Origin of the sequence: Kribbella sp. NPDC003505, assembly GCF_040610875.1 — a bacterium.
In the GTDB taxonomy this organism is placed as follows: Bacteria; Actinomycetota; Actinomycetes; order Propionibacteriales; family Kribbellaceae; genus Kribbella.
Genome location: NZ_JBEXNA010000018.1, coordinates 46,443 through 70,296 on the forward strand (window position 1 = coordinate 46,443; position 23,854 = coordinate 70,296).

21 protein-coding genes are annotated in these 23,854 nt (G+C 69.4%); 7 read left to right on the forward strand and 14 right to left on the reverse strand.

The genetic code is table 11. The features are described 5' to 3' along the window. Positions 1–91 precede the first annotated feature (91 nt). From ABZX12_RS40140 to ABZX12_RS40195, 12 genes are all read right to left on the reverse strand, one after another. Positions 92–1,966, reverse strand: a complete 1,875-nt coding sequence (locus tag ABZX12_RS40140) for a translation factor GTPase family protein (RefSeq protein WP_355700722.1) — start codon at positions 1,964–1,966, stop codon at positions 92–94. A gap of 150 nt (positions 1,967–2,116) precedes the next feature. After that, positions 2,117–2,269 (reverse strand): hypothetical protein, encoded by a 153-nt coding sequence (locus tag ABZX12_RS40145; protein ID WP_355700723.1) that lies wholly within the window; start codon positions 2,267–2,269, stop codon positions 2,117–2,119. After that, a complete protein-coding gene (locus tag ABZX12_RS40150) occupies positions 2,266–2,514 on the reverse strand; it encodes a type II toxin-antitoxin system prevent-host-death family antitoxin (RefSeq protein WP_355700724.1) in 249 nt (82 codons plus the stop codon). Before ABZX12_RS40150 ends, ABZX12_RS40145 begins: the two co-directional genes overlap by 4 nt. 30 nt (positions 2,515–2,544) lie before the next feature. Further along, entirely contained in the window at positions 2,545–3,477 is a 933-nt protein-coding gene (locus ABZX12_RS40155; RefSeq protein WP_355700725.1) for a 4-(cytidine 5'-diphospho)-2-C-methyl-D-erythritol kinase, read from the reverse strand. Positions 3,478–3,495: 18 nt separating this feature from the next. Further along, positions 3,496–4,317, reverse strand: coding sequence for a 16S rRNA (adenine(1518)-N(6)/adenine(1519)-N(6))-dimethyltransferase RsmA (gene rsmA / locus ABZX12_RS40160; RefSeq protein WP_355700726.1), 822 nt, complete (start codon positions 4,315–4,317; stop codon positions 3,496–3,498). A gap of 72 nt (positions 4,318–4,389) precedes the next feature. Continuing rightward, positions 4,390–5,514 (reverse strand): ubiquitin-like domain-containing protein, encoded by a 1,125-nt coding sequence (locus ABZX12_RS40165; RefSeq protein ID WP_355700727.1) that lies wholly within the window; start codon positions 5,512–5,514, stop codon positions 4,390–4,392. A 214-nt stretch (positions 5,515–5,728) separates the two neighbouring features. Continuing rightward, complete coding sequence (locus ABZX12_RS40170; RefSeq protein WP_355700728.1) at positions 5,729–6,343, reverse strand: nitroreductase family protein; 615 nt, start codon at positions 6,341–6,343, stop codon at positions 5,729–5,731. A 22-nt stretch (positions 6,344–6,365) separates the two neighbouring features. After that, complete coding sequence (locus tag ABZX12_RS40175; RefSeq protein WP_355700729.1) at positions 6,366–7,403, reverse strand: hypothetical protein; 1,038 nt, start codon at positions 7,401–7,403, stop codon at positions 6,366–6,368. Continuing rightward, positions 7,400–7,822: a hypothetical protein gene (locus ABZX12_RS40180; RefSeq protein ID WP_355700730.1), complete on the reverse strand. Its 423-nt coding sequence runs from the start codon at positions 7,820–7,822 to the stop codon at positions 7,400–7,402. Before ABZX12_RS40180 ends, ABZX12_RS40175 begins: the two co-directional genes overlap by 4 nt. Continuing rightward, the gene (locus ABZX12_RS40185) at positions 7,822–8,733 is read right to left on the reverse strand and encodes a TatD family hydrolase (protein ID WP_355700731.1); all 912 of its coding nucleotides are present in this window, start codon (positions 8,731–8,733) and stop codon (positions 7,822–7,824) included. The genes ABZX12_RS40180 and ABZX12_RS40185 overlap by 1 nt, the downstream gene beginning before the upstream one ends. A 10-nt stretch (positions 8,734–8,743) precedes the next feature. Beyond that, on the reverse strand, positions 8,744–9,163 hold the full coding sequence (locus ABZX12_RS40190; protein WP_355700732.1) for an SRPBCC family protein: 420 nt from the start codon (positions 9,161–9,163) through the stop codon (positions 8,744–8,746). A 62-nt stretch (positions 9,164–9,225) separates the two neighbouring features. Beyond that, positions 9,226–13,194 (reverse strand): WD40 repeat domain-containing protein, encoded by a 3,969-nt coding sequence (locus ABZX12_RS40195; RefSeq protein WP_355700733.1) that lies wholly within the window; start codon positions 13,192–13,194, stop codon positions 9,226–9,228. A 187-nt stretch (positions 13,195–13,381) separates the two neighbouring features. Between ABZX12_RS40195 and ABZX12_RS40200 the strand changes: the two genes are divergently transcribed. Both ABZX12_RS40200 and ABZX12_RS40205 read left to right on the forward strand, forming a co-directional pair. Then, a complete protein-coding gene (locus tag ABZX12_RS40200; RefSeq protein ID WP_355700734.1) occupies positions 13,382–13,819 on the forward strand; it encodes a hypothetical protein in 438 nt (145 codons plus the stop codon). Between the two features lie 106 nt (positions 13,820–13,925). Next, entirely contained in the window at positions 13,926–16,064 is a 2,139-nt protein-coding gene (locus ABZX12_RS40205; protein ID WP_355700735.1) for a discoidin domain-containing protein, read from the forward strand. On the opposite strand, the gene ABZX12_RS40210 is transcribed toward ABZX12_RS40205, so the two are convergent. After that, positions 16,036–16,953, reverse strand: coding sequence for a helix-turn-helix domain-containing protein (locus tag ABZX12_RS40210; protein WP_355700736.1), 918 nt, complete (start codon positions 16,951–16,953; stop codon positions 16,036–16,038). The two genes, ABZX12_RS40205 and ABZX12_RS40210, sit on opposite strands and share 29 nt — an antisense overlap. A gap of 76 nt (positions 16,954–17,029) precedes the next feature. Here ABZX12_RS40210 and ABZX12_RS40215 point away from each other — a divergent pair, with 76 nt between their 5' ends. Genes ABZX12_RS40215 through ABZX12_RS40235 form a run of 5 tightly spaced genes read left to right on the forward strand, consistent with a single transcriptional unit; the run spans position 17,030 to position 22,249 of the window. After that, positions 17,030–18,346, forward strand: a complete 1,317-nt coding sequence (locus ABZX12_RS40215; protein ID WP_355700737.1) for a glycoside hydrolase family 36 protein — start codon at positions 17,030–17,032, stop codon at positions 18,344–18,346. Beyond that, positions 18,339–19,253 carry a sugar ABC transporter permease gene (locus ABZX12_RS40220; RefSeq protein WP_355700738.1) on the forward strand — a complete coding sequence of 305 codons (915 nt, stop codon included), beginning with the start codon at positions 18,339–18,341 and terminating at the stop codon, positions 19,251–19,253. Before ABZX12_RS40215 ends, ABZX12_RS40220 begins: the two co-directional genes overlap by 8 nt. Further along, complete coding sequence (locus ABZX12_RS40225; RefSeq protein ID WP_355700739.1) at positions 19,250–20,059, forward strand: carbohydrate ABC transporter permease; 810 nt, start codon at positions 19,250–19,252, stop codon at positions 20,057–20,059. The genes ABZX12_RS40220 and ABZX12_RS40225 overlap by 4 nt, the downstream gene beginning before the upstream one ends. Before the next feature lie 13 nt (positions 20,060–20,072). Then, positions 20,073–21,341 (forward strand): sugar ABC transporter substrate-binding protein, encoded by a 1,269-nt coding sequence (locus ABZX12_RS40230; protein WP_355700740.1) that lies wholly within the window; start codon positions 20,073–20,075, stop codon positions 21,339–21,341. After that, positions 21,338–22,249, forward strand: coding sequence for a phytanoyl-CoA dioxygenase family protein (locus tag ABZX12_RS40235; RefSeq protein WP_355700741.1), 912 nt, complete (start codon positions 21,338–21,340; stop codon positions 22,247–22,249). The genes ABZX12_RS40230 and ABZX12_RS40235 overlap by 4 nt, the downstream gene beginning before the upstream one ends. Before the next feature lie 30 nt (positions 22,250–22,279). On the opposite strand, the gene metG is transcribed toward ABZX12_RS40235, so the two are convergent. Further along, positions 22,280–23,845, reverse strand: coding sequence for a methionine--tRNA ligase (metG, locus tag ABZX12_RS40240; protein WP_355700742.1), 1,566 nt, complete (start codon positions 23,843–23,845; stop codon positions 22,280–22,282). Positions 23,846–23,854 lie beyond the last annotated feature (9 nt).

The window sequence follows — 23,854 nt, forward strand, 5'->3', positions numbered from 1 at the left end:
ACTCACCAACCGCCGTGCGCGGGCGTCGGCGGCCCGCTGCTGAGCGTGAACCGCGACGTTGACCTGCCGTTGATGGGTGGCACACGTCCGCTCACGACTGGTTCAGGTGGAGGACGTACTGCTTCTCGTTGAGCGGATTGCCGTCCGTGCGCCTGCGGATCGGGGCGGGGCCGGAGACCGGGGTGTAGGTGTGGAACGCGGTGGTGAGGAGACCTTCGCCGTGGGTGAGGGTGGGGAGCTGGGACTCGAAGGCGTGCGTGGTCGCCGCCGGAATCGTGCCTTCCAGGTGGGAGTCGGTCGCCTGGCTGAGGATGCCGCGGTGTTCGGCGATATGGGCCAGGACACGCGAGACGGCGTCCGGCGGGACGTCGAGCTCGAAATGGTTCACCGGCTCGAGGACCGTCGTACCGGCCTCGGCGATCGCTTGCATCAGGATGACCGGCACCAGCCTGCGGAAATCGGCCGCCGTCGTACCCGCGCTGTCGTAGGCCGTATGCGTCAGCGCGACCCGGATGTCCGGGATCTCCCACCCGAACAGCCCCTGGTGCAGCGTCTGCCGGACCGTCTCCTCGATGGCGGTGTGAAAGGCCCGCGGCAGCCCGCCGAGCTCCACGTCCAGCGTGTACTCGAGTCCGTCGCCGCCCGGTGAGACCCGGAAACCGACACCGGCCAGCCACGGCCCCTCGGTGATGTCCCGGGTGGCCGCGCCGACGCCGATCAGCCGCTCGACGTGGATCGGCGTCGTCTCGCTGAAGCTGACCTGGACGCCGTACTCCGACTCCAGCAGCGACGCGATCACCTCCTTCTGCACCTCGCCGTACAGGCTCACGGTCAGCTCGTCGGCCTTCCGGACCCGGATCAGCGGATCCTGCTCGGCGAGCTGCGTCAGCGCCTGGAACAACCTCACCCGGTCGCGTGCACGCACCACGGTCTCCAGCGTCGGCGGCGCGAACAACCGCCCGACCTGCGTCGCCGGTACGCCGAGCTGGTCGCCGATCCGGATGCTCTTCAGCCCCCGCAGCGCGACGATCTGCCCGGCCTCGACCCGCTCGACGGACTGCCGCGCGCCGTGCGCGAACACCTCGACCACACTCGGCCGCACCTGGTACTCCGGGCCGTCCACGGGGTGCACCGCGACCGGCGTCCGCGCCGTTAGCGTCCCGCTGACCACGCGCGCCGACGCGATCTTCTGGCCCGCCGCGCCGCGCTCGACCTTGAACACCCGCGCGCGCAGCTCGTCGCCCGGCGCTCCAGTTGCCCGCGGCAACCACGTACGGATGCCCTCGATCAGCTCCGGTACGCCGGTTCCGGTCATCGCCGACCCGAAGTACACCGGGTGCACCTGCGCGGTCCCGACCTGCCGGCGCAGCTCGGGCGCCTGGTCCACCGCGGCGTCCTCGAGGTACGACTCCAGGAACGAGTCGCTGCGCTCGGCAAGAATCTCGGCGAGTTCCGGGCGCTGCACCGTCAGCAGTTCCACGGAGGCCGTGCGGGTCCCCAGGTCGGTGACGGTCGCCATCGGTACGGCAGACGGCGTCAGCAGCCGCCGGATGTCGGCGAGCAACTCGTCGTACCGCGCGCCGACCCGGTCGATCTTGTTCACGAACAGCAGCGTCGGGATCCGCAGCCGGAGCAGGGTGCGCATCAGCAGCCGCGTCTGCGGCTGGACGCCCTCGACCGCGGACAGCACCAGCACCGCGCCGTCCAGCACGGACAGGGCGCGCTCGACCTCGGCGATGAAATCCGAGTGTCCGGGCGTGTCGATCAGGTTCACCGGCAGGTCGCCGAGCGCGAACGACACCACCGCCGAGCGGATCGTGATGCCCCGTTTCCGCTCGAGATCCATCGAGTCGGTCTGCGTGTTCCCGTCGTCGACGCGACCGACCCGGTCGATCACGCCGGCGGCGTACAGCAGCCGCTCGGTCAGGCTGGTCTTACCGGCGTCGACATGCGCCACAATACCCATCGTCAGAGAGTTCAAGAGTCCTCGCGAATGCGTCGAAGCGATCAGTACCCATGGGGTGGATCGATCCGCGGCGCATCCCGGTCTCCTGTCTGTCGATGAGGGGTCTTGCGGTGAAGCTAGCACCGGCCGTGCGCGGTGGCGAACGGATTTTCAGGCTGCGAGGACCGCTACGTCGTACTTCTGGATGAACCGATCCCGTGTCACCAGCGTCAGGCGCCCCGCGACCGCCTGCGCCACCAGCATCCGGTCGAACGGGTCCCGATGGATCATCGGGAGCCAGGCAGTGCCCGGCGCCGAGGTCATGACGGCAGACCGAAGTCGTCCGCGATCTGCTCGTTCACCTCGGCCGAGTCCCAGTCGGGGGACAGCCGGATCCGGCCCGCCGGCGAGCCCCTACCCGTGCGCCGCCGCACGTCCGTCAACGGGACGACCTTGGCGACCGGCTTCCCCGCCCGGCTGATGAGGACGGTCTCACCGTGCTCCACCCGCTCGACGATCCGGGACAGCTGCGTCTTCGCATCGTGCATGGTGTACGGAGTCGGCGCCACCGGTCCTCCTAGTCCACTTAGCTAAGTGCACTACCGGCTGACGATCGCGGGCAGGATCCTGGCGCCCGGCACCGGGCCCTCGGCCTGGCGGACCATGCGGCAGCGGCCGGACTCGGCGAGTTCGACGGCCAGGTCGACGGCGCTGCGGCTGTCGGCGGCGAGGAAGAGGCAGGTCGGGCCGGACCCGGAGATCTGCGCGGCCAGCGCGCCCTGGTCGAGGCCGAACTGGAGTGTGTCGCCGAGCTCCGGGCGCAGCGACAGTGCGGCCGCCTGAAGGTCGTTGCTGAGCGCAACGGCGAGCGCGCCGGGCTGGCCGGACAGCAGCGCGGCCATCAGTTCCGGGCGGACCTGCGGCGGCTCGACGCGCCGCAGCGGGCGCATCCGGTCCAGCTCGCGGTACACGTCCGGCGTGGACAGCCCGCCGTCGGCGATCGCGAACACCCAGTGGAACGTCCCGCGGGACATCACCTCGGTGACCTGCTCGCCGCGCCCCTGGCCGAGCGCCGTGTGCCCGACCAGGCAGAACGGGACGTCGCTGCCGAGCTCGGCAGCATGGTGCTGCAGCTCGGTCTGGGTCAACTGCAGGCCCCACAGCCGGTTGCACGCCACCAGGGTCGCCGCCGCGTCGGTCGAACCGCCGGCCATCCCGCCGGCCACCGGGATCGTCTTGCGGATCGTCAGGTCGACGCCCTCGTCGACGTCGTACTCCGCCTGCAGCAACTGCGCCGCCCGGACCGCGAGGTTGGTCTCGTCGGTCGGTACGTCGTCCGCGAAGTCCCCGGCGATCTCGACCGAGATCTCGCCGTCGTCGTCCCGCAGGACCGCGGTCACGTCGTCGTACAGGGCAACGGCCTGGTATACCGTGGCGACCGGGTGGAACCCGTCCGGCCGCGGCGGACCGACCGACAGACCCAGATTGATCTTGGCCGGCGCCCGCACCGTGACCTCAGCAGAAGGTGGCACGTCGGACAGGCTAGTGCCTTACCCAGTCCTTGCTGCACCGGCGAGGGTGGCGAACTCTGTGATCCCGAGCATCTCGCCGCGCACCCGGGGGTCGATCCCGGCGGCGGCCAGCACCTCGTCCAGGCGGTCGCGGTCCGGCATCCAGCGGGCCAGCGCGGACCGGATCGTCTTGCGGCGCTGCGAGAACGCCGCCTCGATCACCGCGAAGACCTCCTCGCGGCTCGCCGCCGTCGCCGGCGGGTCGCGGCGCTCGAACGCGACCAGCCCGGAGTCCACGTTCGGCGCCGGCCAGAACACGTTCCGCCCGATCGGCCCGGCGCGCCGCACGTCGGCGTACCACGCGGCCTTCGCCGACGGCACGCCGTACGTCCGCGAGCCCGGCCCGGCGGCCAGCCGGTCCGCGACCTCGGACTGCACCATCACCAGACCGTGCCGCAGCGAGTCCGAGACCTCGAGCAGATGCAGCAGCACCGGTACGGCGACGTTGTACGGCAGGTTCGCGACGCACGCGGTCGGCGTACCGATCTCGGCCGGCCCCACGTCCATCGCGTCCGCCTCGACCACGGTCAGGCTCTCCGCCTGCTGGGGCGCGTACGTCACGACGGTGGACGGCAGCGCCCGTGCGAGCAGCGGGTCGATCTCGACCGCGGTCACCCGGTGACCGTCCGCGAGCAGCGCCAGCGTCAGGGACCCGAGGCCCGGCCCGATCTCCAGCACGGTCTCACCGTCGGACAACTCGGCGGCGCGCACGATCCGGCGGACCGTGTTCGGGTCGATGACGAAGTTCTGGCCGCGCTGCTTGGTCGGGCGGACCCCGAGCGACGCGGCCAGTGAACGCACATCAGCCGGACCGAGCAGTCTCGGTCCGGCTGATGTGGATGAATCGGACGAGGTCACCTCGTCAGTGTTTCACTACGCCCGCTTGCCACAGACAGGCCACGCGCCGTAGCCACCGCGGTCGGCCTTGACCTTCTCCGCGATCGCGATCTGCTGCGCCTTCGACGCGCCGTTGGCGTTGTAGGCGTACGCCGTACCGCCGTAGGCCGCCCAGGTGCCGTGGTCGAACTGCAGACCGCCGTAGTACCCGTTGCCGCTGTCGATCGCCCAGTTGCCGCCGGACTCGCACTCGGCGATCCGGTCCCAGGCGCTGGTGTCACCGGTCGACGGGGTATCGGTCTGGGTGGTGACGGTGGGCTCCTCCGGCTTCGGCTTGGTGCCGACCAGGACCTGCTCGTCGACCGCCTTGGTCACCAGCTTCGACCCGACCACCTTCGTGGTCGACAGCTTGCCGTCGAGGTAGGTGTACAGGTACGTGACGGCCTTGGCGCCGTTCGTGCCCTTCACCGTGGTCTTCTTGGTGCCCTCGAGCAGCGTCGCCGACTTCGTCTCGTCGGTGCCGTGCGCGACCGCCTCGGTCTTGGTGACGGTCTTCTGCAGGACCTGCACGAAACCGACCTTGTTCACGCCGGCCTTGAGCGGGGTCGCGGCGGCCGGGGTGATCCGGTCGTCGGCGTCCCAGCGCAGCTTCGCCTCGGTCAGCGCCTCACCGACGGTGCCGGCCAGCGACTTGATCGTCACGGTCTTGCCCAGGTGCACGATCTGCACGGTCTTCGGCGTGGTGACGGTCAGCTCCAGCCCCTGGCGGCCCAGTGGCGCGCTCCGGCTGGTGGACAGCTGGGCCCCGTCGTACCGCAGACCCAGGTCGGCGAGCGCCTCGTTGACGCTGTCGGCCGTGGTCCAGTAGGCCTTCTTGGTGCCGTCGGCGTTGACGGTCAACTGCCGCCCGTACTGCACGGCGATCTCCTGGCCGTCCTTCAGCTTCGAGTCCACACCAGGCGCGACGAGGTCGTGCGCACCGATCTGAACTTTCTCGGCCTTCAGGGCGTCTGCCACGGTGGATCCGAAGGTGTGCACCTTCCGCACCTGGCCGTCGACGGAGAGGCTGACGGTCTTGCTCTTCGCGGCATACGCCGCGGAGCCACCCGCGACAGCAAACGCGGCCGTCGCACCGACGGCCACGATGATGGACTTACGCACTAACGCTCCCAGGTAGGGCTACCCGGGCACGGGGTGGGACAGCACAGGCCGATCACGAACGCCGGACTGGCTGCCCGGAGCCCCTGATCCCGCCGAGGGGTTGTGCCGTCCGGAATCTTCCCCGATCCCGGCCAACATCACGGGACCATAACGAAGAAGATGCGGAAGTGCCAATCCTCTGGTCGGCGAGTCGCAAAAAGGTGTAACGGGACCCTTACGCCGTGTGATGGCCCCACTGCCCCCGATGGACCACTTCGGCGGTCGTCCGGCGCCCTCGTTTCAGTGACGGCGAGCGCTTGTCCGGGGCCCGGTGACCGACCGACAGCACCCCGACCAGATCGAACCCGTCCGGCACCCCGAACTCCTTGAGCAACCGGCCCGCCTTGTCCGCAGGAGGCCCGAAAAAGCAGGCTCCCAGGCCTTCGTCGACGACCGTCTGCAACATCAGCAGGACCGCCATCCCGGTGTCGACGTACCAGTACGGCGCGGTCCAGCGGCCCTCGTCGCGATCGGTCCAGCCCTTGTCCGGTTCGGTGTACCGATCGAGGTACGCGTCCTTGTGCGCGAAGGCCAGGATCAGCAGCGGCGCCCGGCGCAGCCCTGTGATCCAATCCACATACTTCTCGTCCGGATTCTCGGCCGCGATCCGCCAGTACCGCTCGCGGTCGTCCCCCTCCAGCGTCAGGAACGCCCACCCCTGGCTGAACCCACCCGACGGCGCGCGCAGCCCGTTCTCCAGGATCCGCTCCCGCACCTCCGCGGCCACCGGCCGCTCGGGGTCGTAGTTCCGCACCATCCGCCGCCGCCGCACGACCTCACTGAACTCCATGAGGCCTGTCTATCAGGCCCTCTCAGCCGCCCCCCGGCGCCCGCGGCCCCGACGGCCGGCCGGGACCCTGCCGCCCACGCGAGCCGTCGCGTGGCCCTGCCTGCCCGCGATCGACGCTCGGCCTTCGACCGGTCGCACCGGCCGCCGGAGCCTGGCCGTTCGTCACGGCCAGCAGCCGCGCACGCTGCGCGTTGTCGATCCGGTACTTGCGTTCGACGCGATTGATCGCGGCGTCCAGCCCTGCGATCGCCTGTTGAGCGGCCTCGGTAGCGGCCGCGGTGTTCTGCTCGACCCCCAGTGAGTCGTCCGATTCGACAGCCTCCAAACCGGAGAACGCGGCGCGTAAGGGCGCAACCAGCTGCCGACGTACGTCGGCACGATCCGCCTCCGGCATCAGGCCGGGCTTGGCAAGACGTGCGTCGATCACCAGGTCGGCCGCGACGTTCCAGCGTTCGGCGTCGTCGGCCAGCATCAGCGTGTGAGTGACCTGCTCAAGGGTCAGCTCGCTGCGCTCCGCCAGCGCCTGATCGAGATCGCGAACCGCGGAGGTGTAGGCGGGGTAGGCATCGATGCTCGTCTGGGACAACACCGCGGCCTGCACGTGCTCCAGCCCGGCGTCCGGAAAGACATCGCGGATGATGGTGTCGAGATTGGCATATGTCCAGTACTCGGTGCGGCCTTCGTTGTCGGCCTCCGCCGCGGAGTCGTACGGGTACGCCTCCGGCGCCGTCTCGTCGCCGAGCTCGGTGAGCAGATGTGCGGCCTCGTGGGCGAGCGTCCCGATCGCGTCGCGGAGCTCCAACGCTTCGCCGGCGGTCAACGGCCGGTCGAGATCCCGTGCCTTGCGCAACGGCTCCAGGACGTTGACGACGGACACGGACATGCTGCCGTCGTCATCCGCCGTTCCGAGGAAGTTCGGATCGGTTTCTTCGAGCAGCAACCCGGTCCATCGGGTCCGGGGAGCAGCGGCGGTCCCGCCGACCCGCTGATCGACGGCGAACACCACCGCGGCCACCAGCCGGTACTCCCAGGACGCCGGGGAGATCTCGGCCTCGGTCACGCCCCGCTGTCCTGACCATCACGCCGGCGACGCTCGATCAGGCGCTTCAGGGTCGAGTTCATCCGCAGGATCGTGCGGAACTCGCTGCGCGGCGCCTGCCGTGCCAACGCACCGATCTCGGTGATCGCGCGCTCAGCGTGGTCGATCTGCTCGGCCGGCGTGCCGTTGTCGTTGACCGCCTGCGTGACCAGGCTCGCCGCGCGCCAGTACTGCGGGCTGCTGCCGGGCCGTGGTCCGCTGATCAGCTCGGGCAGCTTCTGTGCTCTGATCAGCGCCAGTTCGCGATCGCGCTCGTCGGCGATCTGTTCCGCCAGGGCCTTCAGGCGGTCGACCTCGGCGGCCACGGTGGCCTCGTCGGCGCCTCGGAGCGAGTCGGCGAGGGCGAGGACCTGCGCGTCCACGTCGTCGTACCGGACCATTACCAGGGGCCCCCGAAGGCGCGGTTCGCGTTGTCGTTGAGGGCTCCGCAGAGTTCGGCGACCGAGATGTTGAGGACGTCGGCCATCTTGCGGACCGTGTGCGGGATCAGGTACGACGCGTTCGGCTTGCCGCGGTACGGCGACGGGGTCAGGTACGGGGCGTCGGTCTCGACCAGGATGCGGTCGAGCGGGGTGACGGCCAGGGCGTCGCGCAGGGACTGCGCGTTCTTGAACGTGACGACGCCGGCGAAGCTCAGGTAGGCGCCGCGGTTGACGCAGGCGCGGGCGAATTCGGTGTCGCCGGAGAAGCAGTGCATCACCAGCCGGTCCGGCACGCCTTCGCGGTCCAGGATCCGCAGGATGTCGTCGTGCGCGTCCCGGTCGTGGATCATCAGCGTCTTGCCGAGCCGTTTCGCCAACTCGATGTGCGCGGCGAACGACTCGTGCTGCGCGGACTGCCCGTCGGCGCCGGTGCGGAAGTAGTCGAGGCCGGTCTCGCCGATCACCCGCACCTTGTCCGAGCTCGCCGCGAGCCGTTCGATCTCGGCGAGCGCGCTGTCCAGCTCGCCGGCCGCCTTCAGCTTCGGCGCCTCGTTCGGGTGCAGGGCGACGCCGGCGACCAGGTTCGGGTACTGCGTGGCGGCCTCGACCGCCCACGCCGCGCCCGGCAGGTCACACCCCACCTGGACGATCCGGGTGACGCCGACCGACGACGCCAGCCGGATCGCCTCCGCCGGGCTCAGCCAGTCCCCGTCCTCCCCGTCGGCGATGTCCAGATGGCAGTGCGCGTCGACCACGCTCATCGGCAACGGGTCCGGCACCGCCGGCCGGCTCCGGTCCCGCGACCGCCCGTCCTCCCCCACCGCCGCCCGCTCCCGAGTCGGCCGACCCACCTCCACACCATCACCCATGCGAGCCAGGTTACTGAGTCTCGGCGGCCTCCTTGACCTTGGCCACCAGCATCTCCCACATGTCCTGGGAGTGGTCGGCCTCCTCCTCGGTCGCGTTGTTGTCCTGCTCGAGTTTCAGGTGGGTGTTGCCGGTCAGGGTGTAGGTGAGGGTGTGGTAGTTCTCGGGGACGTCGTCCTGCCCGGTGAGCGGACTGAAGTGGGTGAGCTTCAGCAGGCGTTCGGGCTGCACCTCGAGGATCTCCCCCTTGTCCTGATAGGGCTTGCCCTCCCAGTCGCCGCTCCAGGTGATCGGGCTGCCCACCTCCCAGTCCGTCTCCACCTCGGCGCCGAACCACAGCTTCTTCAGCTCGTCGGGACTCGTCAGCACGTCCCACACCCGCGCCGCCGGCGCGTCGATATCGATCTCGGCCACGGCCAGATACCCAGTCATCATGAACTCCTTTCTCCCCTCGACCGTACGGTTCCCGACCCGCATGCGCTTGGAGAAAAGCGTCAGCACACCGGTTCGTACGGCACACCGGGCAGGTACTTCGCCCACTCGTCGCTCGACACCGAATCCCCACCGGCCGCACAGATCAGGTCGACGGCCCGGCCCGGCTCCGTCTCCCACAACCGGACTGTCCGGTCCGACCCGCCGGTAACGACGGTGTGGCCGTCCGGGCTGAACCCGACAGCCCACACCGCGGCCTGGGATGCGGACAGGATCGCGACCGTGGCCGGCACCTTCGGCCGGCCGATGTCCCAGAACCAGACCTGCCCGTTCCGGGTACTCGCGGCGAGCGTGTGCCCGTCGGGGCCGAACGCGACGCTGGTCACGGTGCCGTCCGGTCCTCTGAGAACGTCGCCGACCGGAGACAACCGCGCCGGGTCCGAGGCGTCCCACAGCTGCACCGTCCCGTCCGCGCTGCCGGTCGCGAGGATCTTGCCGTCGCGGCTGAAGGCAGCCGAGAACAGCAGGTCGGCGGAGCCCTTCACCGAGGGAAAGGCTCGCAACCGGCGCGGGTCGCTCATGTCCCACAAGCGGATCATGCCGTCAGCCGTGACCCCGGCCAGTGTTCGGCTGTCGGGGCTGATGGCAACCATATAGACGTAGTTGCTGTCCGGACCAGGAGCGGTCGGCAGCGGCGTGACGTGCTGTGGATCGTGGACGTCCCACAGGTAGACCTTGCCGTCGTCCGAGCCGGCCGCCAAGGTACGGCGGTCCGGGCTGAACGCGAGCGATTCGACCACCGCAGCCGGCCCTGTGAGTGGTGGCGGCAACACCTTCGGCCGGGCTGGATCTCCGACATCCCACAGAACGACCGAGTTCACCGTCGTACCGCCGGCCGCGGTCTTGCCGTCCGCGCTCAGCGCACCGGCGCCGCTGATCGGCTGGTCGGCAAGCGGCGACAGTAGCGGTGGCGCCAGCGCGGCAGGAGCTCGCGGGCGGGAGACGTTCAGCAGAAAGGCTCCGCCGCCGAACGTCACCAGCGACCGTCCGTCCGGAGTGAACGCGGCCGAGGCAACCGCCGCGGTCGGGCCGGTGATCACCGGCCCGGGGATCGTCCACAGCCGCGCCACGCCGTCGGAGCCCGCCGTCACCAGAGTCCGGTCGCCGTCGGCGAACCCCACCGACGACACCGGCTCCGGATGTGGCAGCGAGGCGACCAGCCGGCCGCTCGCCAGGTCCCAGACCTGGGCGACGTTGTCCGAGCTGCCCAGCGCCATCAGCCGGCCGTCCGCGGTGAGATCGACTGCGTTCACCCAGTTCTCCGGTACCTGGATCTGCACCGGCATCTTGGCCGGCGCCCCCGGCGTGGCCACGTTCCACCGCTGGAACAGACCTTTCGATCCGCCGACCAGCACCTCGTCGTGCCGCGGAACGAACCGTACGACGTTGATCTGGGTGGATCCCGCCTGTGTCCGGCTCAGCAGCCGCGGCGTACGACGATCCGCGACATCCCACAGGTACAACGCACCGGTCGCGTCACCGGCCGCGAGAACCTTGCCGGATGCGCTGAAGGTCACCGTCTGCACGAATCCGCTCAGCGCCGGAATCGCCGTGAGCGGCACGGGCCGGCGTGGATCGTCGACAGCCCACAGACGCACCGATTTGTCCGAGCTCCCCGCCACGAGCGTCCTGCCGTCCGGAGAGAACGCCAGCGAGTAGACCGTGCCGTTCGGACCACCGGGCAGAACCCCCAGGGACATCGGGTGTTCGGGCTCCGTGACGTCCCACAGCCGAATCGTCTTGTCCCGACCACCGGTCGCGAGCAGGCGACCGTCCGGGCTGACGGCCAGCCCGAACACCGGCAGCGTGTGCCCGGTCAACGGTCCGCCGATACTGCGTGGACGGCGCCGGTCGCCGATGTCCCAGATCAGGATCGCGGTGTCGCTGGGTCCGGTACCGGCGGCGTACAGGATGCGGCCGTCCGGGCTGAGTACGACGCTCTGTGCTCCCTTGGACGGACGCACGATCCGTGTCACCGAAGGCGAACCGGTCGCGTCGAGCAGACTCGACCGGGCCTCGACCGTCGGGGCGATCCGGTACGCCGCGAGCGACAACTGTGCCGCCAGTCCCGGGTCGGTCGTCCGCAACCTGTCGGCGGTGATCGCCACCTGGCGGGACATCGCCAAGTCGCGTTCGCGGTCGGCCAGCCGGCGTTTCCAGAACGCATAGACGGTCAGCCCGACGGCCACCAACGACAAGGCGGTCAGTGCCGCGACGAACTTCTGCAGCCTGCGGGTCCCGCGCCGGGCGGCCGCGTGCTCGGCCTCCTCCGCCCGCAGGCTGGCATCGAGAAACTCGGTCTCGAGCGTGTTCAGGTCGCGGTCGGCCATCGTCCAGTCGCGGACACCCTGCAGGTTGCCGCCCCGGTAGAGCGAGCCGGGATCCCGCTGCAGCTCACGCCACTGCCGGGCGGCGTCCGCGAGCTGCCGATGCCGCCGCAGTCCTTCGCGGTCGTTGTCGATCCATCGTCGCAGCCGTGGCCACGCGGTGATGAGCGCCTCGTGGCTGATCTCGACACTGTCCGCGTCCGTGGTCAGCAGCCGGGCTCCGACGAAGTGCTCGACCACTTCGCCGAGATCGGCGCCGCGGCCTTCGAGCTCGCTGCGCATGACCTTGCGCCGGCTGATCGCGAAGTCGTCGCCGAGATTCACCAGCCGGAGGAACAGCCGCCGGGCGAGCGTCTGTTGCGCCGGGTTCAAGTCGTTGTAGACGGCCTCGGCGGTCGCTGCGACCGCGCCCTTGATGCTGCCGGTCAGCAGGTACCCGTGGGTGGTCATGCGCCCCCGCTCGGCCCGCTGCCAGGTCGCGAGCAGCGCGTGCGAGAGCAACGGCAGCGATCCGGCCGTCGAGGGCGCGGCGTCGGCCGGCGCCAGCGCGGGTGACGCGTCCCGGATCAGCAACTCGACAAGCCCGTCGTCGAGTTGCACGGCGGCCTTGGCGGCCGGCTCGACGATCGCCCGGCGCAGTTCGTCCTCGGTCAGCGGACCGACCACGAACTGCGCGCCCTGCAAGGCGGCCGCGATCTCGGGGTACTGCAATGCCTGCGGGTAGAAGTCAGCCCGCAAAGCCAGGACGACGACGGTGGCCACCCCCGATCGCAGCTCCGTCGACTCCCGTGGCACAGGCGCCCGCGTGACAGCGTCCAACGCCGCGACGAAGGCACCGCGTTCCTTCTCGTCCGGACACATCGTGAACAGTTCCTCGAACTGGTCGACGACGATGATCAAGCGATCGAGCGCGGGCACAGCGGCCCCTTCGGGCGCATTGGTACGCGCCGCCTGCACGTACGCCGCCGCCTGCTCGACGACCGCGGCGGGATCACTCGACAACTGCTCGGCGAACACCTCGGACCCGACCCGCGTACCGGCGGTCAGCCTGGACGCCAACTGGCGCAGGGGTTCCGCGCCCGGCGCCATCAAGACGACGGGCCACGCGGGCCGGCCGGGGGCGGCCCGGTCGGTCAGCGCCGGGATCACGCCCGCCCGCACCAGCGAGGACTTTCCCGAGCCCGACGCACCGACAATCGTTTGCATGCCGCCGCCCGCGGCGTGCCGCGAGATGACCTGGTCGACGATCTGCTCGGTCAGTGCCTCGCGACCGAAGAACCACTCGGCATCGGCCGGCTGGAAGCTGCGCAACCCGCGGTACGGCGGGCTTCCGCCCTTCGGCCCGGGCAGCTGCCGCACCCGTCGGCGCGCTTCAAGCCAGCGCTCGATCTCGTCCTCGTCGGTGACCCCGCAGATCCGCAGAACCTCCACGAACAAGGCCTTCGACGCGTCCGACGGCACGCTGCGGCCGGCGAACCACTCGCCGATCGTGCTGTGCGGCTGGGCGCCACCGACCATGGTGGAGATGTTCCGGACGGTCAGGCCCGCCCGGGTTCGTAACACGGTCAGCTCGTCGGCGAACTGCGTCCGGGTCTGGACATGATCCGGTGAAGCTGTCCGCGGCTCGACCATTGGCTCGTCCATGGTGCCCCCCTCAAAGCCCCAACTCCCACAGCGAGTAGTCACGACGCTACACGACGGTGACCGCCGGCGCTGTACGCCGATCTGTACGGCCTTGTACGGAGATCTGCGCGCGCCCGCACGACGTACCGCCTTCGCCGGACCGTGAGAGCTAGACCAGTTTCAGCGCTCGGATGCAGGGGGAATTCACATGGGAGCGATCCAGCCACGCCCACCCGAACCATCCACCAGCCCACGCCGGCCTCGCCGCTATCCAGCCGCCTATCACGGCCGCGCCGTGGTGCGGCAGGCCGCGGACCGGCCGGTCGGACCGCCGATCCGGTTGGTCGTCGGGCCGCTGCCGGTGCGCGTCCTGCGCGCCATCACGCGCGGCGTCCGCCACCTCTTCGGCGGGCCCGACCTCGCACCTCCGGCGCGGGTCGTGCAGGACGCCCCGCGGTGCCTGCACTGCAAGGGACGGATGGCCGAGAAGTACCGCGAACTGCCGGAGCCGTACGGCGTCTGGGCGGTCTTCACCTGCAGCGCCGGCGGCTGCCCGGTCTGCCAAGGGCCCTGCCGGAGCCAGTCCCGGATGTTCCTGCCGGCGCACTGGCAGTCCGGGCCGCCGGGACAGATCACCTATCTCTGATCGACAGCCGGATCGTGCAGGAAGTCAGCATTCGGGGCCATGTTCCGCGCCGGGCGGTGGACAGTAACTTGCAGCGAGGTTCCGCCCCGATCGACAGGAGCAGTCGATGTCCCGGATCAGCTCAGTTCTTGCCCTTCTCGGCCTGGTGGTCGGGTCGACCACGCTGCCGGCCGAGACGTCCGCGCCGATTCCCGTGCAGGTCTTCAGCCTGACGGACCTGCACGGCTATCTGTCCGAGACCGAGAACCTGACCATCGCCGGCCCGTCGGGCACCCAGCAGGTCGGCGGTGCCGGGTACTTGAAGGCGCACCTGGACCGGCTCCGGAAGCCGAACAGCTTTCTGATCGGCTCGGGCGATCAGTTCAGCGGCTGGCCTGACTACACGCAGGCGTTCGCGAACGAGCCGACCATCGAGGTGCTGAACGCCCTCGGGATGGACTTCGACGCGGCCGGCAACCACGAGTTCGACCGCGAGTTCCCGTTCCTGCGGCGGATGACCACCGGGGCCTGCTACGGCAAGCCAGGTTTCGACAGTTGCTTCAAGGACTCCACCGGCCGCAACTTCCACGGCACCGACTACGCGTACCACGCCGCGAACATCGTCGACCCGCGGACCGAGCGGCCGGTGCTCCCGCCGTACTGGATCGCCCGGGCGGGATCGCAGCGGATCGGGTTCATCGGGCTGGGCTTTCCGGGCACGCCGACCGAGACGCTGTCGATCGAAGGCTCCGGATTCGAGTTCCAGGGCGTCGTCGAGGCCGCGAACCGGGCCGCGGCCGAGCTGAAGGCCCAGGGCGTGAACGCGATCGTCGTCAGCATGCACGAAGGCGGGCAGCAGGGCGGCCTGTACGACGAGTGCAAGAACCCGACCGGACCGATCTTCGACGCCGCCCGGACGATGTCGCCGGACATCGACGTGATCCTCGGCGGCCATTGGCACACGGCGTTCAAGTGCATGATTCCGGACCCGAACGGCGTACCGCGTCCGGTCCTGGAGGCGAGCAACCACGGGCGGGTGCTCGGCGAGGTGAACCTCTCGCTCGACCCGTCCACCGGCGAGGTCATCCGGGACGCGACCACCGCCACCAACCACGCGGTCACCAAGGACATCACACCGGACGCCGGGGTTCAGAAGATCGTGAAGTACTGGACGGACAAGTGGGCGGCGCGTCAGCAGGAGCCGCTCACGAAACTCGACCGCGACCTCGACTTCGCACGCACCGCCGAGAGCCGGACGGGCAACCTGGTCGCGGACCTGTACAAGTCGGAGGCGGACGGCGACTTCGCGCTGGTACCGGCCGACCTGGGCGTCGACGTGATCGCCGCCGGGTTGCAAGCCGGGACGGTGACGTACGGCGAGGCGTGGCCGGTCGCCGGGATCTCGCCGATCACCACGTTGTCGATGAAGGGCTCCACGGTCGAGGCCGTCCTGGAACAGCAGTGGATCCCACCGGCGTACGGCTGCAGCCGGCTGTCATCGCTCGCGACCTCGGCGAACTTCCGCTACACCTACGATCTCGGCCGGCCGGTCGGCGACAGGGTCGATCCCGCCAAGGTGCTGATCGACGGCAAACCGCTGCAACTCGGCACGACGTATCGCGTGACGACGAGCGCCGCGATGCCGTTGCACGGCACGCAGTACGGCTATCCGGGCTTCCAGCAGTACACGGATCTCACCAGAGCGCCGCGGATGGGCCAGGAAGTGTTCCTCACCTACCTGCGCACCCACCCGTTGCTCAAGGCACCCAGTCTGGGCCGGGTGACCGCGATCCCCGGTACGCCGCCGCCGGCCGACGGCCCGTTCGGTCCGCTGACGCTGCTGCCGCAGAGCGCGATGACAGCCACCGCCACGAGCCAGGGCTCGGCCGCGTACAGCGCATCGGCCGCGATCGACGGCAGCTGTACGACGATGTGGCACTCGAACTGGAGCCCGCACGCCCCGCTCCCGCAGTACATCACCCTCGACCTCAAGACACCCCGGGCGATCGAGGCGCTCGTCTACACGCCACGCCAGGACGCCGACGTACCGAACGGCCGCATCTCGTCGTACGACGTCCAGACGAGCACCGACGGCGTCACGTTCACCTCGGCGGTGCAGGGGTCGTGGGACGGCACGGTCGACGCGAAGATCGCCCGCTTCCCAGCTGGGACGACGGCACGCTACGTGCGGCTCGTCGGACTGGCCGGCGGTGCGGACTACGCGGCGGCGACCGAGCTCAATATAGCTCTAGCTCCGGCTTCCTGACCGCGTTGCGATGGGCCGTCGGGGACATCCCGTACCGGCGGCCGAACTGCCGGCTCAGGTAATGCGGTGAGTCGAACCCGACCGCGGCCGCGATCTGCGCGACGGACATGTCGGTGGCGCCGAGCAGCTCGGCGGCGCGCTGCAGCCGGAGGGCAAGCACGACGTTCATGATCGAGTCGCCGACCTGCTCCTTGAACAGATGCGCGAGGCGGGACACCGACACCTGCGCCAGCCCGGCCAGTGAGGTCAGGGTGTGCGGGCGGGCCGGGTCCGCGGTGATGGCCTCGAGCACCAGGTGTACGCGCGCGTCCAGGTGCTGCGTCTCCCGGCGCAGGCTGGCGACGGCGGTCAGCAGCACTTCCTCGATACCGTTCATCGTCAGCTCGGTCGCGACGCTCTTCTCCAGCAGGTGCAGCTCGGTGTCGCCGGTCGGGGACAGGCCGGCCCGCTGCGCGTCGCGATGCAGGCGGTCGAACGCCGACACCACGCGATCGGTCTCCGACGACCGGGTCAGCCGTACGTACGACAATCCCGGCATTGCCTGGGGCAACGACAACCACGAGTGCCATGCGCGGCGCGGCTGGAAATGCGCCCACCAGGACTCCGAGTAGGTGCCGACGGTCCCGTAGTCGTGCGGGGTGCCCGGGCTGACCAGTACGACGTCCCCGTGCCGCAGCATCAGCTTGTTCTGGCCGATCAGGTACCGGCCCGTGCCGGACGCCGTGTAGAGCAGGTACCAACTGCCCACACCGTCCGGCCGCACGACCCGGTAGTCGCCGCCGCTGTGGAAGTGGCCGGTCACCAGCTTGCTCGGCGGCGGGATCTCGCTGTACAGCTCGATGAGCACCTGGGTAGCAAGATCGTGCTCGAAGTCAGCAGGCTCCGTCATGGTGGATCCCCTCGTCGGCGCTCCAAGATTAGCGGAACCACAGCAAGATCCTGCACCCGAGCGAATCGAGGATCCCGTGCCCTTCCGCCCCGTCGCCGAGCTCGACCACGACACCGGCACGCTGGTCTTCGAGCACGGGTGGCAGTCGTGGAGCCCGAGCGGCTGGTATCAGCTGGACGGCCGCCCGCCCCGCCCGACTGCGCCGAACCATCACGTGATGGCGTACCGCCCGGGGGTCGAGGCCGGCCGCTTCCAGGGCGAGGGCCTGCTCGCGGTCGCGACCGCCGGCGAGACGGTCGTGGTCGCCGCGCAGACTCCGGATTCCGTCCCCTCGGTCCGTGCCGAAGTCCGCGGCGACACGCTCGTGATCTCGGCCGACGGCGAGGTCGACGTCACGACCAGCACGCCCACCAACCCCAACCAGGCGCTCGCCGACTGGGCCGACGGGTTCGCGGCCGGTGCGCCGCCGGTGCGCGTGTTCGGGCCGTCGTGGTGCAGTTGGTACGCGTACTGGGGCAAGGTCACCGAGCGCGACGTGATGACCGACGTACGCCAGTTCGACCAGCACGACCTGAGCGTCGACCTGGTCCTGCTCGACGAGGGCTATCAGGCCGCGATCGGCGACTGGCTGACACCGCGCGACGACTTCGGCTCGACCGTGCGGCTCGCCGCCGACATCCGTTCGAGCGGCCGCCGGGCCGGCATCTGGGTGGCGCCCTTCCTCGTCGCGAGTGGCAGCGAGACGGCGCGGAAACACCCGGAATGGCTGGTTCCGGGCATTTCCGCCGGCACGAACTGGGGCCAGGAGCAACTGGTCCTCGACGTGACACACCCCGGTGCCATGCGGCACATCCAGGACGTGTTCACCGAGCTGTGCCGCCAGGGGTACGACCACTTCAAGCTCGACTTCCTGTACGCCGGTGCGATCGAGGGACCGCGGCACGAGCCGCTCGGCGGCATCGCGGCGTACCGGCTCGGGCTGCGGCTGCTGCGCCAAGCTGTCGGATCGAACCGGATCCTGCACGGCTGCGGCGCCCCGATCCTCCCGAGCCTCGGACTCGTCGACTGCATGCGGATCTCCCCCGACACCGATCCGTTGGTCGAGCCGCCGTCCGGCGACATCAGCCAGCCCGGCCAGCGCGGGGCCCGGTCCACCTCGGTGGCGCGCGAGTTCCTGCACGGCCGGTGGTGGGCGAACGACTCCGACTGCCTGATCGTCCGGCCCGACGTCCAGGAGCGCGAGCTGTGGGCGCAGCACATCGAGCAGGGCCCCGGCCTGCGGATGTCCAGCGACCCGATCGGCGCGCTCGACCGGTGGGGCATCGACCGCACCCGTGAGCTGCTCGTCCCGAGCTCGCCGCGCCCGCATCCGCTGAAGGATCCCGATGCTTAGGCCGGCACCCCGCCGTACCCGGCGGATCGGCCAGGCCCGGCAGACCGCCGCGGCGTACGCCCTGCTCGCGCCGAGCCTCGTCGGCGTACTCGGGTTCCTGCTCGCGCCGGTCGTCATCGTGCTGGTGGTCAGCCTGTTCGACTGGAAGCTGCTGTCGACGCCGGAGTTCATCGGCTTCGCCAACTACCAGAAGCTCTTCGCCGACGCCGACGTCTGGCACTCGCTGCTGGTCACCTTGTACTACGTGCTGATCTGCGTCCCTGGTACGACGATCCTCTCGCTGCTCCTGGCGCTCCTGGTCGACCGCAAGCTGCGCGGCATGAAGTACTTCCGGGCGCTCCTGGTCATCCCGTGGATGGCCACACCGGTCGCTCTCGGCCTGGTATGGAGCTGGATCTTCGACCCCGGCCGCGGCGCGCTGAACCAGTTCCTCGGACTGTTCGGGATCGACGGCCCGGCATGGCTGTCGTCGCCGGTGCTCGCGATGCCGAGCGTGGCCGCCGTCCACATCTGGCAGTTCGCCGGGTACAACATGCTGTTCTTCCTGGCCGGGCTGCAGAACATCCCGCGGTCGTTGCGCGAGGCGTCGGCGCTGGACGGCGCGTCACCGGTCGCGCACTTCTTCACGATCACGCTCCCGCTGCTGCGGCCGACGATGCTGTTCGTGCTGATCACCAACGTGATCGGCTCGTTCCAGGCCTTCGACACGGTCTTCGTGATGACCGAGGGCGGTCCCGGCGACAGCACCGAGGTCGCGACATACCTGATCTACGACGAGGCGTTCCGCAAGTTCGACTTCGGGTACGCGTCGACGATCTCGGTGCTGTTGTTCGCGGTGGTGCTGGTCGCGACGATCAGCCAGTTCGCGTACTTCGAACGCCGTACGACCTATGAGGTGTCCGGATGAAACTGCGCGTCTTCACCTACGCCGTGCTGGTGATCGGGTGCGTGTTCTCGATCTTCCCGTACTTCCTGACCGTGCTCACCGCGTTCAAAGGCCCCGGGCAACTGTCCGAGACGATGCCGTGGGAGCCCGGACTGCCACCGAGTACGGCGGCGTTCGACCGGCTGTTCGGCTCCGGCTTCGGCGGCTACCTCGTCAACACCGCACTCGTCACGGCCGGCATCACGCTCGGCCAGGTGGTGTTCGCGATCCTCGCGGCGTACGCGTTCGCGCGGCTGTCGTTCCCGGGCCGGGACGCCCTGTTCTGGGTGTATCTGTCGACACTGATGGTGCCGCCGGTGGTCACGATGATCCCGCTGTACCTGATGATGCAGAAGCTCGGACTGGTGGACACCTGGGCCGGCCTGATGCTGCCGACGATGCTCGGCACGCCGTACGCGATCTTCCTGCTCCGCCAGTTCTTCCGCGGCATCCCCGCGGATCTCGAGGACGCGGCCCGGATCGACGGCGCCGGGCGGGTCCGGACGCTGGTGTCGATTGTGCTGCCGTTGTCGAAACCGATCCTGGTCACGGTCACCACGCTCGCCGTGGTGGCGAACTGGAACAGCTTCCTGTGGCCGCTGATCGTCACCAGCAGCGAGGACAAGCGGCTGCTGTCGGTCGGGATCGCCTTGTTCAAGGGGGAGATCGGCGTCGACTACAACGCCGTGATGGCCGGCAGCCTGATCGCGCTTGCGCCGCTGCTGGTGCTGTTCGTCGTCTTCCAGCGTTTCATCGTCCGCTCGGTCGCCGTTACCGGGCTCAAGTAGGTCGGAGACTCTCATGTCGTTGTCCAGGAGGACATTTCTGATCGGCGCCGGCAGTGTGCTCGCGCTCGCCGGCTGCGGCTCGTCCGACGACAAGGCCGCCGGCGGCGGCAAGGTCGAGCTCGTCTACCGGCTGTGGGACGAGCAGCAGGAGGTGGGCTACAAGACCGTCTTCGCCGAGTTCACCAAGGAGAACCCGGACATCACGGTCCGGATGGAAGTGCTGCCGTGGGACCAGTACTGGACCAAGCTGACCACCGAGCTGGCCAGCGGGAAGGCACCGGACGTGTTCTGGCTGACCGTCGACTACTTCCCCGACTTCGCGAGCAAGGGTGTCCTGACGCCGCTCGACGACCTGATCTCGAAGGCCAGCCTGAAACTCGACTCGTACCACCCGAACGTCGTGCAGTCGTACAAGTTCGAGGACAAGCAGTTGGGGATGCCGAAGGACATGGGCATCGTCGGCCTGCTCTACAACAAGGATCTGTTCGCGAAGGCCGGCGTCACAATGCCGGCCGAGCTGACCTGGGCGCCGGACGGCTCGGGCAGCTTCCTCGAGGTCGCCCGCAAGCTGACCGTCGGCAAGCAGTGGGGCTTCTGCTCCTGGAACCACAGCCAGACCCAGTGGCTGAACTGGATCGCGTCGAACGGCGGGCACGCGATGGACAAGCCGTACGGCAGCTTCGACTTCGCCGGGGACAAGTCGGTCGAGGCGCTGCAGTTCGCGGGCGATCTGGTGTTCAAGTGGAAGGTGTCGCCGGACGGCACCCGGACCAACCCGCCGACCGGCCAGGCGACCGAGATGTTCTACCGCGGCGAGGTCGCGATGTTCCCGGCGAACAATGCCTTGCTGCCGTTCGCGCTGCCCGAGGTGAAGTTCCCGATCGGGGTCGCGGCGATGCCGGCCGGTCCGGCCGGCCGGACCGTGGTGATCAACGGGCTCGCCGAGGCGATGTTCGCGAAGACGAAGCACCCCGACGAGGCCGGCAAGCTGGTCGCCTACCTCGGCTCCGAGAAGGCCCAGCGGCTGATGGGCGACGCCGGCTACATCATCCCGGCGCTCAACGACGCCGGCGCCGGGTACCAGGCGTTCTGGAAGAAGAAGAACATCGACGTCCAGCCCTTCCTCGAATCGGCCGCCGGCAGCACCGTCAACCTCCCGATCGCCGAAGGCTGGACCGCGAAGTCCCCCGAGATCAACAAGACCGTCAACGACCTGTACCTGAACAAGCTCGGCGTCGCCGACATCGCCGCCGCCATGGACAAGATCGGAAACGACAATTGAAAGAACTGACGGATTCGTCCGGCGACGTGCTGGATGCGGGCGTACTGCGGGAACGGCTGGCGAGCGACGGATACCTGTTCTTCAGGGGGCTGTTGCCTGCCGATGTGGTGCGGGAGGTGCACGAGCAGCTCGCGCGGATTCTGTACGACAGTGACTGGTTGGCGCGGGATGCCGATCCGTTGGAGTTGGTGGCGTCGGGGCGGGCTGTCGAGGAAGGGTCGGCGGGGTTCTTCGGGGCCTATACGGCGATCCAGAGCACCGAGGCTTTTCACCGGTTGGCGGTGCGGCCGGAGCTGTTGTCGTTGACCGCGCGGCTGCTGGGTGAGGAGACGTTCGCGCATCCGGCGCACATCTGCCGGATCGCTCCCCCGTCGCCGGGCGCGAATCCGACGCCGATCCATCAGGACTACCGGTTCATCCAGGGGTGTGTGGACACGCTCACCACCTGGCTGCCGTTGAGTGCGGCGCCGCCCGAGATCGGCGGGTTGCGGGTGCTGGCCGGGTCGCCGCGGCTCGGCGTGCTGCCGGTGAAGGCGTCGGACGGGCCGGGGATGATGCGGGCCGAGGCCGACGAGAACCATCCGGAGTGGCGGACCACGTCGTACGAGCCCGGTGACGTACTCCTGTTCGGCAGCCTGACGGTGCACGGCGCGATGCCGAACCGGACGAAGCGGCTGCGGTTGTCGGCGGACTTCCGGTACCAGGCGGCGAGCGCACCGATGGCCGTCGACCTGCTCGGCACCGGGAAGCCGCACTACCACCCGGAGGTGCCGGACTTCCCCACCCTCACCCGCGGCTGGACCTCGACGGACTGCGTCGAGATCCCGGCCGGGGTGCGCTTCGTAGATCGCTGGGACCCACGTGTCGACGAGGTACCGACACCGCGGTCCCGGTTCGCGTACGTCTGAGCGCCGGGCCGCCGCGCTCTACCTCGCGGTTCAGGCCTCTTCGAGGCGGGGGAAGAGCGGGTCGCCCTTGGTCAGAGTGGCGCCGGGCGGGAGCTGGCCCCAGGTGCCGGCGTCCTGGACACGCTGGTCCTTCAGGGCGCCGAGCTTCTCCTCTGCGCCGAGCAGCGTCCACAGCTTCGCCGACGTCTTCGGCATCGTCGGGTTGTGCAGGACGGCGACCCCGCGCAGCACCTCGGCGGCGCTGTAGAGGATCGTCGCCAGCCGGGCCCGCTGTGAGTCGTCCTTCGCGACCTTCCACGGCTCCTGCTCGGTGACATACCCGTTGACGGCGCCGACGAGCTCGTTGATCGCCGCCAGCGCGTCATGGAACGCGAGCGAGTCCAGAGCCTTGTCCGCGGTCGCCACGGTCTGCGCGAGCTTGTCCGCGAGCAGCTGCTCGGCCGGTCCGTGGTCGGTCGGCTCCGGCAGCGCGCCGTCGAAGTACTTGCCGACCATGGCCGCGATCCGGCTGGCCAGGTTGCCCAGGCCGTTCGCGAGCTCGGAGGTGTAGACCGCGCTCAGGTGCTCCCAGGAGAACGAGCCGTCCGACCCGAACTGGATCGTGCGCAGGAAGTAGTACCGGAAGGCGTCGGAGCCGAAGTGGTCGGTGATCTCGTGCGGCGCGATCGCGGTCAGCTTCGACTTGCTCATCTTCTCGCCGCCGACGAGCAGCCAGCCGTGCGCGAACACCTGCTTCGGTACGGCGACCTCGGCGGCCATCAGCATGGCCGGCCAGATCACCGCGTGGAACCGGAGGATGTCCTTGCCGACCAGGTGCACGTTCACCGGCCAGAGCTCCTCGAACCGCTCCGGGTCGGTGCCGTAGCCCGCGGCCGTCACGTAGTTGAGCAGCGCGTCGATCCACACGTAGAGGACGTGGTCCTCGTCCCACGGGACCGGGATGCCCCAGTCGAACGTCGAGCGGGTGATCGACAGGTCCTGCAGACCTTGCTTGACGAACGCGATCACCTCGTTGCGGGCGCTCGACGGCGCGACGAAGTCCGGCTGCGACTCGTACAGCTCGAGCAGCTTGTCGGCGTACGCCGAGAGCCGGAAGAAGTAGTTCGTCTCCGAGACCGTCTCCAGCTCGGTGCCGTGGATCATGCACCGCTGGGTGCCGTCGGAGTCGGTGCGGATGTCAGCGGGGAGCTTGAACTCCTCGCAGCCCACGCAGTACAGGCCCTCGTACTCGCCCTTGTAGACGTCGCCCTTGTCGTAGAGCTTCTGCCAGAACTCGCGGACCCGCTCGGTGTGCCGCTGCTCGGTGGTCCGGATGAAGTCGTCGTAGGCGATGTCGACGTCCACCCAGGCCGGCTTCCAGGCCTCCTCGACGAGCTTGTCGGTCCACTCCTTCGGGGTCATGCCCTGGGCCTGCGCGCTGCGCATCACCTTTTCGCCGTGCTCGTCGGTACCCGTCAGGTACCACTTGCGCTCGCCGCGCTGCGCGTGCCAGCGGCTCAGGACGTCCCCGGCCACCGTCGTGTACGCGCTGCCGATGTGCGGCGCGGCCGTGACGTAGTAGATCGGGGTGGTGACGTAATAGACCTTCTCGGACATGTCAACAAG

What these genes read in the sequence shown, in the direction of transcription:
- ABZX12_RS40195 (WP_355700733.1), bottom strand. Translation starts at nt 13,194, where the DNA reads ATGGACGAGCCAATGGTCGAGCCGCGGACAGCTTCACCGGATCATGTC.
- ABZX12_RS40140 (WP_355700722.1), bottom strand. Translation starts at nt 1,966, where the DNA reads ATGGGTATTGTGGCGCATGTCGACGCCGGTAAGACCAGCCTGACCGAG.
- ABZX12_RS40220 (WP_355700738.1), top strand. Translation starts at nt 18,339, where the DNA reads ATGCTTAGGCCGGCACCCCGCCGTACCCGGCGGATCGGCCAGGCCCGG.
- ABZX12_RS40180 (WP_355700730.1), bottom strand. Translation starts at nt 7,822, where the DNA reads ATGGTCCGGTACGACGACGTGGACGCGCAGGTCCTCGCCCTCGCCGAC.
- ABZX12_RS40225 (WP_355700739.1), top strand. Translation starts at nt 19,250, where the DNA reads ATGAAACTGCGCGTCTTCACCTACGCCGTGCTGGTGATCGGGTGCGTG.
- ABZX12_RS40200 (WP_355700734.1), top strand. Translation starts at nt 13,382, where the DNA reads ATGGGAGCGATCCAGCCACGCCCACCCGAACCATCCACCAGCCCACGC.
- ABZX12_RS40145 (WP_355700723.1), bottom strand. Translation starts at nt 2,269, where the DNA reads ATGACCTCGGCGCCGGGCACTGCCTGGCTCCCGATGATCCATCGGGAC.
- ABZX12_RS40205 (WP_355700735.1), top strand. Translation starts at nt 13,926, where the DNA reads ATGTCCCGGATCAGCTCAGTTCTTGCCCTTCTCGGCCTGGTGGTCGGG.
- ABZX12_RS40210 (WP_355700736.1), bottom strand. Translation starts at nt 16,953, where the DNA reads ATGACGGAGCCTGCTGACTTCGAGCACGATCTTGCTACCCAGGTGCTC.
- metG (WP_355700742.1), bottom strand. Translation starts at nt 23,845, where the DNA reads ATGTCCGAGAAGGTCTATTACGTCACCACCCCGATCTACTACGTCACG.
- ABZX12_RS40185 (WP_355700731.1), bottom strand. Translation starts at nt 8,733, where the DNA reads ATGGGTGATGGTGTGGAGGTGGGTCGGCCGACTCGGGAGCGGGCGGCG.
- ABZX12_RS40190 (WP_355700732.1), bottom strand. Translation starts at nt 9,163, where the DNA reads ATGACTGGGTATCTGGCCGTGGCCGAGATCGATATCGACGCGCCGGCG.
- ABZX12_RS40170 (WP_355700728.1), bottom strand. Translation starts at nt 6,343, where the DNA reads ATGGAGTTCAGTGAGGTCGTGCGGCGGCGGCGGATGGTGCGGAACTAC.
- ABZX12_RS40230 (WP_355700740.1), top strand. Translation starts at nt 20,073, where the DNA reads ATGTCGTTGTCCAGGAGGACATTTCTGATCGGCGCCGGCAGTGTGCTC.